Consider the following 14,725-nt stretch of genomic DNA (forward strand, 5'->3'; position numbering starts at 1 on the left):
GCGTTCAGGAGTTGATCTCTTTGAATTGGTCGAGGAGCTCCTCGGTGGACTCGTCGCTCTCGTACTCGACCTTGCCGCGGTACTCCGTCCGCCGGTCGTCGTCGCTCACCTCGACTTCGCTGTTTTTCCGCTCCCGCCGCTCGTGCTCCACTTCGTCATATGCACCCATAGACATTGTCAATCACACCCATACTTGTGAGTTAACACCTATCAATCTAACGGTCAGTACCAATATTCCTGTAGCGGCCGGGAACCCCTCGAATTCGGAGTGACGGGCGGGATAGCCGGGCGGTCGGACGACGAGTCCGAACAGTGTATACGACTGGCGGTCCCCCCTCCGGACATGGCCGGACCGGTTCGCTTTCGGCGGTCGACCGAGCGCTGGGACGAGGAGCGGGTGCGCCGTCAGCTCCTCGCCTCGCTCGACGACCGCTTCGGCGCCCGACTGACGACGCCGAAGATCGACGCTCCGGAGGGCTACACCGCTCGCCGGATCGAGATGGACAACGGGGACCTCGCGCTGTTCGTCTGGAACGACGACGGCGCCTACTGGCTCGGTAACACCGTCACCCCCGAGGTCCTCTGGCGCACCGACAAGGAGACCTTCGACGAAGCCCCCTTCGGCGTCGCTCGCTGGGCCCAGCGCGAGCTCACCTACGACCTCGAACGACAGGCCCCGTGGCTCGCCGCCTACGAGTACGTCGCGTGGTTCTTCCTCCCCGTCCTCTTCTCGAAGGACGGCCGCGAGACCACCCGGGCGTTCTTCCGCGACGACGCCGCAGGTTTCCCGGACGCCACCCGCGAGGACGCCCTCGCCTTCTACGAGCGGTTCCTCTCGACCGGCGTCCTCGACGACCACCGCTACACGATGGCCGCCAAGCTCGGCACCAGCGAGCGCAACGAGTTCAACCGCATGCGCGCCACCATGGGCGAGTTCAACGCCGCCAAGCTCCTCGCCGACGCCGGCATCCCGTTCGTCCCCGAGTCCGAGCGCGACTCGGGCCACGCCCTCGACTTCGCCGTCGAGACCCCCGGCGGCGAGCGCCTCGTCGAGGTCACCCGCCCGATGCCACCGCGAGACCGCAACGCCGGCACCGCCATCGCCGCACTCCGGCGCACGGTCGACTCGAAGACCCGCGACCAGCTCGCCATCCACGACGACGCCGTCCTCTTCGTCGACTGCACCTCCTTCCGCGACGACGAGTGGAACCCCATCCGCGCCGAGCGCCCCTCGCTCGGGTACCAGCCGACCGTCGTCTTCCGCTACCGCCCCGACGGCCGCTGCGAGGGCTACCGCCACGGCGACGTCCCTCTCGACCTCGACGACGGCATCGAGTGGCTCTGACTGACCGAATTTCCGGATGGAGCCCGCTGTCGCGGCGTTCATGCCGCGACAGCATCGTGCGAGGGATGAGTAACGCAGGAGCTTGCGACGAGCAGCGAGGGACCGAAGGTCCCTCGGGCCATGTGGGCGACGCTCGGGTCGCCCGCAGACAACGCAATCGGTTGGGGAGGGTGTGGCTGGCTGCGGTGCTGTGCGGGTGCAGTGTGGTGCTGTGTGGTCGCGGTTCCTGGTGGACTGAACGGGCGAGGCGGGCTCGCGTGCAGTTCAGTCGTCTGCGCGGGCCCTATCCGCGCGGGCGGTGCCGAGAGCGCGGATATCCCGCACAGCGACCGCGAGCCCGCCGAGGACTTTCATCGCCTGCTGTCCGCGACAGTCGAATCGCTAGCGAACGCGACGAGGACGTTCAACTCACAGCGGTCCCTGCGGTTGTGATCCCAGAGAGGCGCCCGTTGAACTCGCGACGGAAAGCCAGCAGCTCACGAGTTGAACTCAGAGAGTCGCCCGAGGCGGGATTTGAACCACGCCCGAGAACCTGCGCCTGCGGCGCAGAACCTCGGTCTACCTCAAATCCCGGACGGCGGACACGAAATTCAGCGTTGCGTGGAGATGAAACTCCACGGGGAGTGAATTTCGAGAAACGCCCGAGGCGGGATTTGAACCCGCGTCACGACCGTGACAGGGTCGTATGATGGGCCACTACACCACCCGGGCACGCATTACTCGCTTTGCCGGATGTAGATTTAAGGCTTTCCAAACGAGCGCCCTATGCCACGGGGGACCAACACACCCCACGGCAGCGAGTCCCGACAGCGGAACCGTCTAGTGAACCAGCGAGGGTTCTCCACGTCAGCCACTATCGTGAGACGGCGTATCGCCCGTGACACGCCGTTTCAGGACTGATAACACCAGCGGAACTTACTTGCGTGGCGAAGTCCGTTACACCTCTAGCGGAGTTACGTCGTCGTCAACTCCGGGGACACTGAAATGAGTACCAAGTCGGACACGAACGGGGAGGGTACAGAGATGCCGTCGAACGTGCTGTTGCTGGAGCCGTCAGTGGGCGGCCATGGATCCGAAGTCTGCGGCGGGCTGCTACACGGCCCGGAAGGACGGAGTCACGGACTGTTGGTCTCGTGTCTGGCGTCGCCCCCGGATCGGCTGGCAGCGTGGACGGGCCACGACCACGCTGACCCTGGCGACGCGACGGTCATCGACGTCCAGACGAGCGCGCGGTCGACAGCCGCGGCGGGAGACGCAACCGCGGCGCCGACCGACGCTGTAGTCGAGGTCGTCCCCGCGGAAGCGGATCTGGGCGACCTCGGCGAGACGGTCGAGCGACACCTGAGCCGGCTGGCCGCCGACGGCGAGACGGCGGTCTGCGTCCACTCGGTGAGCGACCTCCTCCAGCGGGCCGACGAGCGGGACGTATTCAAGTTCCTGGAAGTCATGACCAGCAGCGTCGAGCGCACCGGCGCCGTCGCGCACTACCACATGAATCCGGACGTCCACGAGGCCGAGACGATCCGGACGTTCGAGGTCCTGTTCGACAGCGTCGTCGACCTCCGAACGGCCAGCGTCACTGGTGAATGAACCCCCGGGCGGCATGACTCACGAACAGATGAACACCGACGAAACCCACTGCACCGGAACGGAGCGGGCGACACGCTCGCCGAGCGACCCGCGGTCGGCGGTCGTACTCGTCGCCGACGGCGACCCCGCCGTCACCGACGAGATCGCGGCCGTGCTCCGTGACAGCTACACCGTCCGTTCGGCCTACGACAGCGCCGACGCGCTCGCGAGTCTCGACCCCGACGTGAGCGTTGCGCTGCTCGACCCGGAGATCCCCGGGCTCTCGGCGCGGCAAGTCCTCGAACGCGTCCGCACCGACGACGCCGACTGTCAGGTCGCCGCGCTCACCGACGAGGCGCTCGAGCTCGACGCGACGGCCTTCGACGATTACCTCGTCAAGCCGGTCGCCGACGACCACCTCCTGGCGACCGTCGACCGACTCAATCGCCGCGCGGCCTACCGGACCACGCTCGAAGCGTACTACCAGACGGCAAGCGAGCGTGCCACGGCCGACGACGGCGACGACGCCGAACTCGACCGACGGCTGACGGAACTCGACGAGCGACTCGACGAGGTCTTCCGACACCTCGACAGCGCCGACGCCTACGACGCCGCCCTGCGGAACCTCGACGACCCCTGAACGGGGCTGACGGTTCGAGTTCTGTCCCCGGATTCTCCCGGTTTTCGTTCCATCGTTCGTTCTCGACGCTCGGCTGTGCCGCTCGGGAGCCGTGGCTTTGCATCGCAAGCCCGGCGGCTTTGCGGGAAGCGCTCGGATCGCCCGTACGGCGCGGCTCGCGCCGGGGATATCCAGATGAGCTACCTGAACCTCACCGACGACACCTGGCTCGACCTCACGGTGAACTTCATCCCCATCGGGATCCTCGCCTTCCTCGACGCGATGTTCTGGCTGTACAACCCGTGGGGGTGGGACCCGTGGTTCGTCTTCTGGGGCCACGTACTCACGCTCGTTCCCCTCCTCCTCCTGACGATCCTCACCTACGTCAGCGGGCGAGTCATCCAGCGCGACGAACGACGGACCGAGTCGGTCACCGAGAACGACGCGGAGAAGTACTGATGTCGACTCGCCGACCGACCGACGCGAATCGCTCGCCGCGGGATAACTCAAACCCCGGTTTGAACGTTCGCCGTCTTTTGAGGGGTGGGGCGTGACCTACCTGTACGGATGAGCGCCCCGACTCCCTCCCGCCGGCAGCTCGGTCGCGCCCTCGCCGACGCGCTCGGCGTCGCCGAGCGCCTGGCCTTCTGGGCCGCCGTTGCCCTCCCCTGCGTCCACCTGCCGCTGTTCGCGCTCCGCGGGTTCTCCCCCGAGACGATGCCGCTGCTCGTCGCCCTGTGGACGACCCACGGCGTCGCACTCCTCGCTGGTCGCCGCCACCTGTCCGGGCCGGGTCGCTGATCCGGCGACCCGAGCGGGGCGCTGCTGGTTGGTCGCGGAACGGTCGATTTATCCCCTGTCCGGGCCCACGTCGAGACATGAACGTCAAGTCGCGCCACCACCTCCGCGCCGACGCCGTGGCGGAGATCGAAGACGCCCTCGACGAGCGGCTGGGCGTCTCGCTCGACGCCGACAGCTTCGAGAAGGTCGAGTTCGACGACAGCGACTGGAACGTCGTCCTCGTCGACGGCGAACCGCTCGTCCTCTACGTCGAGACCGAAGCGGGCGAGGACGAACCGTTCCTCACCGTCCAGGGCGCCAACGCCTACCCGCCCGAGCGGGGAATCGTCACCGTCGACGCGGGCGCCATCTCCTTCGTCTCCGACGGCGCCGACGTGATGCGCCCCGGCATCGTCGAGGCCGACGAGGGCATCGAAGCGGGCGATCTGGTCGCCATCAACGAGGAAGGCCACGGGAAGTTCCTCGCCATCGGCCGCGCGAAGACCGGCGGCGACGACATGGTCGGCGACTCCGGGAAGGTCGTCGAGTCCATCCACCACGTGGGCGACGACCTGTTCGAGTTCTCCGTCTGAGCGCGCGAGCGAAGCGAGCAGCTTGGTCCGAATTCTCTTCTTGAGTCTCTCGGCGCCGTCTCAGTAGGCTTCGTCGATCCGGTCGTACTGGTCGTCCGACAGCGAGACGTCGACCGCACCGAGGTTCTCCTCCATCTGGTCGACGGTCCGGGCGCCGAAGATCGGGACGCAGGTGAACTCGCGCTGGTCGGTCAGCCAGCGGAGCGAGACCTGAGCGGGCGTGGCGTCGGTCTCCTCGGCGACCTCCTGGACGGCGTCCAGGACCCGCCACTGCTGATCGGAGAACTCCAGGTCCCAGTCCTGCAGATCCGCGCGCGAGCCCGATTCGGGGTCGTCCGTGTCGTACTTCCCGGTGAGGAACCCGGCGTCGAGCGGCGACCACGGACAGACCGCGATGTCCTGGTCGGCACAGACGTCGAGGTACTCCTGCGGGCGGTCGGCGGCATTGAACCGCGGCTGTGTCACCTCAAACCGCTCCAGTCCCTCGACGTCGCTCGTCCAGAGCGCCTTCGTCAGCTGCCAGGCCGCCATCGACGACGCCGCCAGGTAGTGGACCTTGCCCTCCTCGACCAGCCGGGTCAGCGTCCGCAGCGTCTCCTCGATGGGCGTCTCGTCGTCCCAGCGGTGGATGTAGTACACGTCGATGTAGTCCGTCCCGAGGCGTTCGAGGGTGCCCTCGATCTCCGCGCGGATGTTCTTCCGCGAGAGGTTGTCGCCGAAGCGGCTGCGCGCGCTCCAGTAGACCTTGGAAGCGATCACGTAGTCCTCGCGGTCGCGGTCGTCGAGCCACTCGCCGATCCACTCCTCGCTGGTCCCGTTCGGGTCGCCGTAGACGTTCGCGGTGTCGATGAAGTTGCCGCCGTGCTCGTCGAAGGTGTCGAGCAGTTCGTGGGCGGTCTCCTTGTCCGTCTCGACCGTCCCGCCGGACTCTTTGGCGAAGCGCCAGGTGCCGAAGCAGAGTTTCGAGACGTCGACGCCGGTCGAACCGAGCTTGGTGTACTCCATGTGCGGACCGTGTGCGTGGTCCTGTGTAACGCTACGGAATCCGGAAAGGCACGCTGTGTCTGCGGTGGCGCACGCCGGAGCGTCTCGCAACCGGCACGCCGCGCCCGAGGACTGATAGATCCGGCCGCCCGAAAGGCGAACGATGGAGGATTTCGCGGCCGCCTACGGCGACCGAACGCGGGATTTCGCCGAGCGGCTGGTCCGGTTCGAGACGACCGCCGGCGGCGAGGCGCCCCCCCAGGAGTGGGTCCGCGACCGCTTCGCCGACCTCGGCTTCGAGACGTACGCGTGGACTGCGGATGCGGACTCTCTCGCCGACCACCCATCGTTCGCACCGGCCGCCGACCTCGCGGTCGCGGACCGCCCGAGCGTCGCCGGCGTTCTGGAGTTCGGCGACACCGACACAGGGCGGACGCTCGTCCTGAACGGGCACGTCGACGTGGTCCCCATCGGCGAGAGCGGGTGGACCGGCGACCCGTTCGAACCGCGGTGGGACGGCGACCGGCTCGTCGGCCGCGGCGCGGCGGACATGAAGAGCCAACTCGCGGCCTGCGTGTTCGCCGCGCGACACCTCGCCGACCGAGTCGAGGCGGGCGAGTTCGACCTCGACGGTCGAATCGTCGTCGAGAGCGTGGCCGGCGAGGAAGACGGCGGCGTCGGCGCGGCGAGCGCGGCGCTGTCGAACCCCTATCCGTTCGAGCGGGACGCCGCCATCGTCGCTGAACCGACGGACATGCGCGTCGTCACGGCGACCGAGGGGTGTCTGATGGGACGGGTAGAAATCTCGGGGACGCCCGCCCACGCCGCGCGCAAGTGGGAAGGCGAGTCGGTCCTTCCGGCGTTCGGGCAGGTGCAGCGGGCGTTCGCGGATCTCGAAGCCGAGCGGAGCGAGCGCGTTACCCACCCGCTGTACGAGCGCTTCGAGACGCCGTGGCCGATCGTGATCGGCCGCATCGAAGCAGGTACCTGGGCATCGAACGTCCCCGGGACACTGACCGCGGAGTTCCGCGCCGGCGTCGCACCCGGTGAGTCGCTCGACGCAGTCGAACGCGAAATCAGAGACACGCTCGACGCCCTCGCGGCGACCGACGACTGGCCGATCGATCCACCGGCGTTCGAACGGTTCGGCGTCCAGTTCGAATCCGCCGAGAGCGACTCAGAGGACCCCGTCGTGGCGGCCTTGCAGGAGTCGCTGGCCGCCGCTGGACGCTTCGAGACTGCCCCAGTCGGCGAGACGTACGGCAGCGACGCGCGCCACTACATCGAGGCCGGGATCCCGACCGTCGTGTTCGGTCCCGGCCGCATCGAGGAGGCGCACTTCCCCGACGAGTCGATCCACTGGCCGGACGTGCTGACTGCCGGCGAGGTGCTGGTCGGGACCGCGCGGAGGTTCCTGTCGGAGTGAGCGGTCGTCCCCTCACTGCTGTCCCGGCTTTTGGCTTCAGTTGCCGGCGTTCTCGTCGTCCTCGTAGTCGTCGGCGTAGCGGGCCATCGCCATCTCGTAGCCCTCCTTCGCGAGTCCGTAGGTCTCGCGGAGGTCCTCGATCGGCGTCTCGGTCGCGTCGACGCGCAGGTCGTCGTAGTAGGGGGTCATCTCCCGGTCCTCCGTGGTCCGCACGAGCAGCGCCGCGCTCTGGACGTGCAGGTCCTCGCGCTTGTCGCCGCCCAGTTCGTGCCCGGCGGCGAGCGCGTCGATCAGTCGCTCGGCCAGCGGTGCGTCGGCGTCGGTGGTCGGGTCGCTCGGAACCGCGGGAGCCACGCTCGCCTCGTAGGCCGTCGCAGTCGCCTCGACGACGTCCTCGCCGGTCAGCAGGTTGCCGGCGACGGTGTAGTTGTCGCCGACGACGTGGCCGTACCACGGGCGACACTCCTCGCCGGAGAAGGCGAACTCTCCCTCGGCACCGACGCCGTGGAGTTGTCGCTGCGGTCGCCCGTCGTCGGCGTTCAGCAGCGACTCCAGTGCGTCCTCGACGGCCAGTCCGTCCTCCAGGTACTCGATGCCCTTGCGGCCGAGGTCGACGTTGACCAGGCTCTGTGTCGCCACGGCGCCGTACTCGCTGGCGAACGGACAGAGCGTCCCCACGCCGGCCAGCCGCGTCGTCACCGCGACACCGAACCGGGTCTGTTCGGCGCCCGACTCGTCGGTGTAGGACTCGCGAACGCAGATGCTGAACGTCACGGCTGCCGGATCGGTCCCGACCACCCTCAGTGTTTGGTCACGCTCCGATCGCGGGACCGTTCGTGGCAACCACTCGAACCCTCCGGTACGTTTTTAGTTCCCCTGTGTGACATGGGTGGTATCGGCGGGGGCCGATCGGGTGGAAGTCCGAGAGCGAGTGGGGGGACGTTTCGCGTCATCTCCGGTCACGAGTCGCGATCGCGACTGTGAGCGGATTGTCCCCGTATCGAACAGCTACAGGTGCGTGTTCTGAAATGTTTAGATAAAATATAAACAGTTATTGCAGTAAAGCCAGTTTACACATCTGGTTGCACGGGGGAGTACGTTTGAGGGAACGAACGGAGCGACAACGGAGTGGTATCGACGCCGAAGCCGACCTGGACGCGGACCGGGCGTGTTCCGAATGTGGTGGGACGCTTCGTGAATCCGAGACCGAGACGGTCTGCGAAGACTGTGGGCTCGTCCTCGCGGAGGACGCCGTCGAGCGCGGCCCGGAGTGGCGCTCGCTCGACGAGGAGACCGACCGGCGACGCACCGGCGCGCCGCTGACGGCCTCGCGCCACGACCGCGGACTGTCGACCGAGATCGGGTACGGGACCGGCTCGGAGGTGTCCGGCGCCCGCCAGCGACAGCTGGTCCGCATGCGCCGCCAGCACAACCGGGCGCGACTCGATTCGAAGGCCGAGCGCAACAAGCTCTACGCCTACACGGAGATCCGACGGCTGGTGTCGGCGATGTCGTTGCCGACGTCGGTCCGCGATCAGTCGTGTTCGCTGTTCTCCTCGGCCCAGTCCGAGGACCTGCTCTGCGGGCGGTCGCTCGAAGGGTTCGCCGCCGCGGTGGTGTACGCCACCTGCCGGACCCAGTCAATCGCCCGGACGATGGACGAAATCGTCGACGTGGCGCGGGCCGACCGGAGCGAGCTCAAGACCGCCTACGACGCGTTGAACAGGGAACTGGGACTTCCCATCGGGCCGATAAGCCCGACGGAGTACCTGCCGCGGTACGCCTCGGATCTGGACGTCGAAGCCGACGTCGAGAGCCGCGCCCGCGAGTACGCGGTCATGCTCGTCGAATCCGGTCGCATGGGCGGGAAGAATCCCAGCGGCGTCGCCGCCGCCTGCCTCTACAAGGCCGCGAACGAGCGCGGCATCGAGGTGAAACAGAGCCAAGCGGCCGAGCTGGCGGACGTCTCGCGGATGACGATCGGTTCGACGGTGTCCGACCTCGAATCGATTTCGTGAGCCCGTCGGCCGCGGTCTGACACCGGTGGGAAAGGAGTAGAGTCGCCCCGCGTCACGACCCGCTGGCACCCCCTGATCGTGTGTAGGTTGAAAACAGATGAGGGGACCACTAGGGGCATGATCGCCATCGCAGGCGCGAAAGGCGGATGCGGGAAGACGACGACGACACTCGGACTCGCAGGCGCGTTCGCCCGCGCCGGTCGGCAGAGTCTGGCCATCGACACCGACCGCCAGTTGCCCGATCTACACGTCATCCCCGGCGTCGACCGCGAGCCGACGGTCACCGCGCTGGACAGGGACACTCACTGGCAGTCTGTCGCTCAGGAGACGCCAGGCGAGCCCGGCGTCCACGTCCTCCCGGGCCCCAAACGTTCCGAGAACGTGGAGATCGATACGGTGCTCGAGTGGCTCGAGGCCGACTCGGCGGAGGTCCTGCTCGATTGCCCCTCGGGCGCGGGTCCGGACGTTATCGAACCGATCGCGGTCGCCGACGCGGTCGTCGTCGTGACGACCGGGAGCGACCAGAGCCTCAGTGCCGCGCAAACCACCGTCGACGTCGCCCGACGTCTGGAAGTCCCCGTCCTGGGTGCGGTGGTGACTCACTGCGACGAACTACCGCCGTCCGTCGAGTCCCGGCTGGAGGTCCCCGTTCTGGCGGTCGTCCCGGAACTGGAGTCGCCGCTCTCCTCCGAGGTCGCCCGCCAGGCGTACGACGAGGCCGTGGCTGCGCTGTCCAGTGCCCAGCAGGCAGAGTCCGACGACGCCGCCGACGGGCCCGAGGCGGCCGAGCAGGCCCCTGGGGCGGAGGCCACGACTGGCTCATCCGGCGAGGGAAGCGAAGGCGCGCAGGCCGACGGCGTCGGTCGGGACGGGCCCGCCGAGGACGAGACCGGCGGATTCCAGTGGCACGGTGACCCCACCGACCACATGGTGACCGGGATCGACGCGCTCGACGAGGCCGTCGGCGGACTGCCGCCGGGCAGCGTGGCGGTGCTCTCGGCCGACCCGGCCAGCCAGTCCGAGTACCTCCTCTCGCAGTTCACCGCGACGCGCGGCACGCTGTACATCACGACCGAACGCACCGAGGAGAGCGTCAGGCAGGCGCTCGACGCCGTCACCGTCGACGTCGGCAGTCCCACGGTCCGGTCGCTCACCGGCGAGGGCGCCCTCGAGGAGGCGACCGAACTCGTCGAGGAACTCCCCGACGGCTCGAACCTGATCGTCGACGGCATGGCGCGACTCGAACGCGCCGACCGCGACTCGTATCTCTCGTTCCTCAACACGCTCAAAGAGCGAATGGTGGCGTCGGACGGCCTCGCGCTTCTACATTGTCTCTCGCGGCCGACGCCGCCCGAGAACCGGCCCTCGACCGAGCACGTCGCCGACGCCGTCTTCGAGTTCGAGGCCACCGACTCCGGACTCGACCGACTGGCCGTCCCGAAGTTCCGATACGCGGCGGTCTGCACCGGCCCCCTCGAACTCTCGTTCGCAAACGGGTCGAACGGTCGAGCGGCCGCAACCAACCACCACGGGCAGCGCAACGGTGCGGCCGCCGCCGAACAGCTCGCGGGAACCCCGAACGGCGACGGCACCGACCAGGGCGGCCGCTAATCGACTCGGGTGGCCGGGAACCGGACGACGAACGTCAGAGACTGATCGCGACCGACGAACAGAGGGAGAGCGGCCGGCGAGCAGGAACCAGTTTCCGCAGTGTCGGTATCGAGAGGCAGGTCGCGCGTCGGCGTCAGGCCGGGCCGGCACGTTCGCTCATCTGTCGCTCGCTCCGCTCGATCCGCTCGGCGAGCGTCTCGAAGGCGTCGATAGCGTCGCAGTCGGGTGCGGCCTCACGGACCGGGACGCCGGCTTCGATCGAGTCGGCGACCGCCGGCCGCTTCGGGACGACGGTCGTCGGGGCGCCCATCTCGTCTTCGACCCTGGCAGCGATAGTGCGGTCGCGCTCGGCGGTCGCCTTGTTGACGACCGTACTGACGACCGGGGTGTCGAGCTTCCGCGAGAGGTGACTTGTGTGAAAGGCGTTCAGCAACGCCGGGCGGTTGGCGGTCGTCACGATGACGGCCGCGTCGGCGCTGTGGAGCTGATAGCCGACGTCTCGCGCCAGACCGGCGGGGCAGTCGATGACGACCCGTCCGAACTGGCGGTCGACGGTCGCGACGGCCCGCTCCAGCGTTCCCAGATCCGCCGCCCGCGCGCCCGCGAGGCTTCGCCCGCAGGGCAACAATCGGATCGAGCCGACTTCCTCGACGGCTTCGAGCGGGCCGGCGCGGCCCGACAGCACGTCGTGCAGGTCCGGCCCGCGACCCCGCGGCAGGTCGGGGGTCGCGAGGTCGGCGTCGACCAGCACCGCGTCCAGTTCGCGCGCGAGGTTCAGCGAGGTCGTCGACTTCCCGACACCGCCCTTCCCGCCGGTGACCGCCAGGATCATCGGTCGGAGAAGACGGTGTCGCTCGGGGGCGACCAGTCGTCGAGCGACGCGAGCACTTCGCGCGAGTCGACCTCGGCCTCGCCCGTCGAGCGGGTCGAGGAGGCGACCTCGAACGGTTCCTCGTCAGGGTCGTCGAACGGCGGGGCGGGCGTGGCGTAGCCGACCCCGATGCACTGTCCGGGCTCGATGGTCCCCTCCCACGTCCCGTCGGTCCACTCCGGTGCGGTGACGTCGCCGAACCGCGGCGGCCAGACCGGCCCGTCCAGTCGGTTCACGAGGCGGACGGTCTGTGCCGTGCCGAGCGTGTTGGTCACCCGCGCCGTGACGAGGGTCACCCCGTCGCGCCGGTCCGTGTCCGTCTCGACCGTTACCATACCGTCATTGGTTCCCCGCTCTTGTATAAAGTTCAACACGCACCCACGCTCCGAAGCGTCGAGCATCCGGGGAAAACCCGCGAGAAAGCACTGGAGGCCCCGCTGTCGTGAATGCGAGATCAGTCGCCCGTGACCTTCGCGAACAGCCCGTCGCTGGACTCCCCGCCATCGCCGTCGTCGTCGGCGTCCGGTGCGGCGGCGCCGTCGCGCTGCGGTTCGTACTCCGCAAGGCTGTGGAGTCCTTCGGGCGTCCCGAGGACGTAGACGGTGTCCCCGACCTCGAGCGTCTCGTTCTCGGCGGGGAACGGGATCGGCTCGCCGTCGCGCTCGACGGCCAGCACGCTCACCGGGAGCCAGTCGACGAACTCGCCGTGGAGCGGGCCGCCGTCCTCGATGGTGACCGCGGTGACCGTCTCGTCGGCCTCCCAGATGGTCGCGACGAGTTCGTTCACGTCGCTGGCGGTGTCGGGCCGAGTCACCAGCCGGTAGCTCTCGTCGGCGTCGAACGCCTCGGCAGCGTTCGTCCCGATTGTGAGCGTGGCAACGTCGCCGACGGTCGCCCGGAACTTCCCCGTCGCGACGAGCCGCTCGGAGTCGCCGCCCGTCGCCCACACCTCGACCGGGTCGCCCGTGCTCACGTCCGGTGAAGGGTCGCCCTCGACCGCGAGCGCGACCGTTCCCGGCGGGAGCGACGGGCCGATGCCGGACGGGCGTTCACCGACCGCGAGCGACGCGACCGCGCCGTCGTCCGCGAGTTCGACGTGGGCGTGGCCGACGCCGAAGTCCCGCTCCAGACGGGTAACCAGCCGCGAGGTCAGTTCGCCGTCCGAGAGTCGGCGGGGGAACTGCATCTGCCGTCCGGCGAGCTCTCGCTTTGTCTCCTCGTCGACGGTCGGGTAGCCGTCGAGGTCCTCGACGGTCGCCGGCAGTTCGACGGTCACGAGCAGGTTCGCCGACCGAAACAGCTGGGCGACCGCGCCCGTCGCGTCGAGCCGGTCGATGTCGAAGACGTCACAGGCGAAGTGGTCGCCGATCCGGCGACCGACCTCGGCGTTGATCGTCGCGAAGATGAACACGCCGAGGAGGTACGTCGCTGTCGCGTAGTGGAGCTTCCCGGTGTCGCCGATGATCGCCGGCTCCACGAGCGCCGTGATGTTCAGCGAGAGGGCGACGAACGAGAGGCCGATGATCGATGCCACTCCCACGGGGATCGCGCGAGTCGTGTAGCCGCGGTAGATGAACGAGACGCCCAGCGCCGTCACGCTGGCGTACAGCCCGTACCCGATGATCTGCAACAGCGCGTTGGTCGTCCAGTCGGTGACGAGCTGGAGCGGGACTGCGGGTATCATCGGGCCACCTCCGCGTCGGCGTCGACGGCGAGTTCGCGCATCGCCTCGCTGTTGACGTCACCGACCACGAACGCCTCCGTGGCCGTCTCGACGGCGTCGTCGCCGGGTTGGAACTCCCAGCCCGCGCTGTCGGTGCCGTCGCCCTCGGCACCCCGGACGCCGATCACCTCGACGTCGTCGAACGCCGATCCGTCGTCGACGCGCACCTTCCGGACCGACTGCCCCGCGCGCTCGAGTTCCGAGAACGCCTCGAACGTGTGGCTGGTCCCGTGCGACGTAACGCGGAGCTGTCCGCGCTCGGCGCCGAGCAACGAGCGCGCTTCGGACGTGGGAAGCGCGACCGTCACCCGACCCGGACCGCCCTCGGTCTCGGCGCGCGACTGCACGAGCGCGCCGTCCTCGCCGTCGGTCGGGGCTTTCCCGTTCGAACCCCCGCTGGGGCCCGACCTCCGATCGGCGTCGACACTCGCACTGAGGACGTGCCCCGACGCCGTCGCTGAACCCGCTTCCACGGTGACTTCGTCGCCCGGCGCGAGGCCAGTCGGCAACAGCGCGTCGATGGAGACGGCGCGCCAGCCGTCGGGCACGCGCTCGGCCAGGTCTCGCGACGGCGGTGCCGCCGCGATGGACGCACGGCCCCGGGCGTCGACGGACACCGACACGTCGACGAGGTCGTAGTCGGTCCGGAGCTGGTCGGCGAGTCGCGTCTCCAGTTCCGAGAGCGGCAGGTCCGCGGGGAGCCGCCAGGCCCCGTCCTCCAGGGTTCGCCGGAGGTCCGGCGACAGCGGCGGGTGTCCCTCGATGTCACGGATCTCTCCCGACGCCCGGATCGTAATCTGCCCCGACCCGTCGACCGCGTCGACCGCCTCGGCCGAGAGCGTCCGCTGGCTCTGAGTCGCCTGTGAGAGGTCTCGCGGGACCCGCTCTGCGAGCGTGGCTCCCTGACTGTTGGCGTACAGCGCGACCATCACGGCGACGAGCGCCCCGACCAGCAGCCGCGGCGCCTGTTCGACGCTGTTCCCTATCAGTCCCACGTAGTATCCGTTCGCAGCGGCGATCGGGAGCGCGACCCCGACGGCGGCGACTTGCGGCACGTCGTATCCGCCGTAGTAGCCGAGCAGAAAGCTCGACAGCCCCACCACGAACGCCGGGACGATCCCGATCAGGACCCCGAAGGAGATCCCGATCAGCACCTCAACTGGCAGCGACGCCATCCTTGTACCTC

16 protein-coding genes and 1 tRNA gene are annotated in these 14,725 nt (G+C 68.7%); 9 read left to right on the forward strand and 8 right to left on the reverse strand.

All coding sequences use genetic code 11. The features are described 5' to 3' along the window. Positions 1 to 4: 4 nt before the first annotated feature. Positions 5 to 175, reverse strand: a complete 171-nt coding sequence (locus tag AB2U09_RS19290) for a DUF5786 family protein (RefSeq protein WP_459194374.1) — start codon at positions 173 to 175, stop codon at positions 5 to 7. 168 nt (positions 176 to 343) lie between these two features. Here AB2U09_RS19290 and AB2U09_RS19295 point away from each other — a divergent pair, with 168 nt between their 5' ends. After that, positions 344 to 1,345, forward strand: a complete 1,002-nt coding sequence (locus tag AB2U09_RS19295) for a DUF5784 family protein (RefSeq protein WP_459194375.1) — start codon at positions 344 to 346, stop codon at positions 1,343 to 1,345. Positions 1,346 to 1,983: 638 nt separating this feature from the next. Here the strand turns inward: AB2U09_RS19295 and AB2U09_RS19300 are convergent. After that, a tRNA-Asp gene (locus AB2U09_RS19300) sits at positions 1,984 to 2,056 on the reverse strand. Between the two features lie 273 nt (positions 2,057 to 2,329). On the opposite strand from AB2U09_RS19300, the gene AB2U09_RS19305 reads away from it, so the two are divergent. The 5 genes from AB2U09_RS19305 (at position 2,330) to AB2U09_RS19325 (ending at position 4,906) form a co-directional block, all read left to right on the forward strand. Then, positions 2,330 to 2,935: a DUF7504 family protein gene (locus AB2U09_RS19305; RefSeq protein WP_459194376.1), complete on the forward strand. Its 606-nt coding sequence runs from the start codon at positions 2,330 to 2,332 to the stop codon at positions 2,933 to 2,935. Between the two features lie 13 nt (positions 2,936 to 2,948). Continuing rightward, a complete protein-coding gene (locus AB2U09_RS19310) occupies positions 2,949 to 3,554 on the forward strand; it encodes a response regulator transcription factor (RefSeq protein ID WP_459194377.1) in 606 nt (201 codons plus the stop codon). A 174-nt stretch (positions 3,555 to 3,728) separates the two neighbouring features. Beyond that, complete coding sequence (locus AB2U09_RS19315; protein WP_459194378.1) at positions 3,729 to 3,992, forward strand: DUF6684 family protein; 264 nt, start codon at positions 3,729 to 3,731, stop codon at positions 3,990 to 3,992. Positions 3,993 to 4,100: 108 nt separating this feature from the next. Further along, positions 4,101 to 4,334, forward strand: a complete 234-nt coding sequence (locus AB2U09_RS19320) for a DUF8028 family protein (protein WP_459194379.1) — start codon at positions 4,101 to 4,103, stop codon at positions 4,332 to 4,334. Positions 4,335 to 4,411: 77 nt separating this feature from the next. Further along, on the forward strand, positions 4,412 to 4,906 hold the full coding sequence (locus tag AB2U09_RS19325) for an RNA-binding protein (protein ID WP_459194380.1): 495 nt from the start codon (positions 4,412 to 4,414) through the stop codon (positions 4,904 to 4,906). Positions 4,907 to 4,966: 60 nt separating this feature from the next. On the opposite strand, the gene AB2U09_RS19330 is transcribed toward AB2U09_RS19325, so the two are convergent. After that, positions 4,967 to 5,911, reverse strand: coding sequence for an aldo/keto reductase (locus AB2U09_RS19330; protein ID WP_459194381.1), 945 nt, complete (start codon positions 5,909 to 5,911; stop codon positions 4,967 to 4,969). Between the two features lie 142 nt (positions 5,912 to 6,053). Between AB2U09_RS19330 and AB2U09_RS19335 the strand changes: the two genes are divergently transcribed. Then, positions 6,054 to 7,316 carry a M20/M25/M40 family metallo-hydrolase gene (locus tag AB2U09_RS19335; RefSeq protein ID WP_459194382.1) on the forward strand — a complete coding sequence of 421 codons (1,263 nt, stop codon included), beginning with the start codon at positions 6,054 to 6,056 and terminating at the stop codon, positions 7,314 to 7,316. Between the two features lie 36 nt (positions 7,317 to 7,352). Here AB2U09_RS19335 and AB2U09_RS19340 read toward each other — a convergent pair whose 3' ends face one another. Further along, positions 7,353 to 8,090, reverse strand: a complete 738-nt coding sequence (locus AB2U09_RS19340; RefSeq protein ID WP_459194383.1) for a DUF1028 domain-containing protein — start codon at positions 8,088 to 8,090, stop codon at positions 7,353 to 7,355. Between the two features lie 326 nt (positions 8,091 to 8,416). On the opposite strand from AB2U09_RS19340, the gene AB2U09_RS19345 reads away from it, so the two are divergent. Both AB2U09_RS19345 and AB2U09_RS19350 read left to right on the forward strand, forming a co-directional pair. Next, the gene (locus AB2U09_RS19345; protein ID WP_459194384.1) at positions 8,417 to 9,334 is read left to right on the forward strand and encodes a transcription initiation factor IIB; all 918 of its coding nucleotides are present in this window, start codon (positions 8,417 to 8,419) and stop codon (positions 9,332 to 9,334) included. Positions 9,335 to 9,451: 117 nt separating this feature from the next. Then, on the forward strand, positions 9,452 to 10,945 hold the full coding sequence (locus AB2U09_RS19350) for a DUF7125 family protein (protein WP_459194385.1): 1,494 nt from the start codon (positions 9,452 to 9,454) through the stop codon (positions 10,943 to 10,945). Between the two features lie 133 nt (positions 10,946 to 11,078). Here the strand turns inward: AB2U09_RS19350 and AB2U09_RS19355 are convergent, their stop codons facing one another. From AB2U09_RS19355 to AB2U09_RS19370, 4 genes are all read right to left on the reverse strand, one after another. After that, positions 11,079 to 11,777: a MinD/ParA family ATP-binding protein gene (locus tag AB2U09_RS19355; RefSeq protein WP_459194386.1), complete on the reverse strand. Its 699-nt coding sequence runs from the start codon at positions 11,775 to 11,777 to the stop codon at positions 11,079 to 11,081. Then, positions 11,774 to 12,151 (reverse strand): DUF7857 domain-containing protein, encoded by a 378-nt coding sequence (locus AB2U09_RS19360; RefSeq protein WP_459194387.1) that lies wholly within the window; start codon positions 12,149 to 12,151, stop codon positions 11,774 to 11,776. The genes AB2U09_RS19355 and AB2U09_RS19360 overlap by 4 nt, the downstream gene beginning before the upstream one ends. A gap of 119 nt (positions 12,152 to 12,270) precedes the next feature. Continuing rightward, on the reverse strand, positions 12,271 to 13,500 hold the full coding sequence (locus tag AB2U09_RS19365) for a cation:proton antiporter regulatory subunit (RefSeq protein WP_459194388.1): 1,230 nt from the start codon (positions 13,498 to 13,500) through the stop codon (positions 12,271 to 12,273). Next, on the reverse strand, positions 13,497 to 14,714 hold the full coding sequence (locus AB2U09_RS19370) for a DUF8167 domain-containing protein (RefSeq protein ID WP_459194389.1): 1,218 nt from the start codon (positions 14,712 to 14,714) through the stop codon (positions 13,497 to 13,499). The genes AB2U09_RS19365 and AB2U09_RS19370 overlap by 4 nt, the downstream gene beginning before the upstream one ends. Between the last annotated feature and the right edge of the window lie 11 nt (positions 14,715 to 14,725).

It is taken from the genome of Halosimplex yunnanense (genome assembly GCF_054504345.1).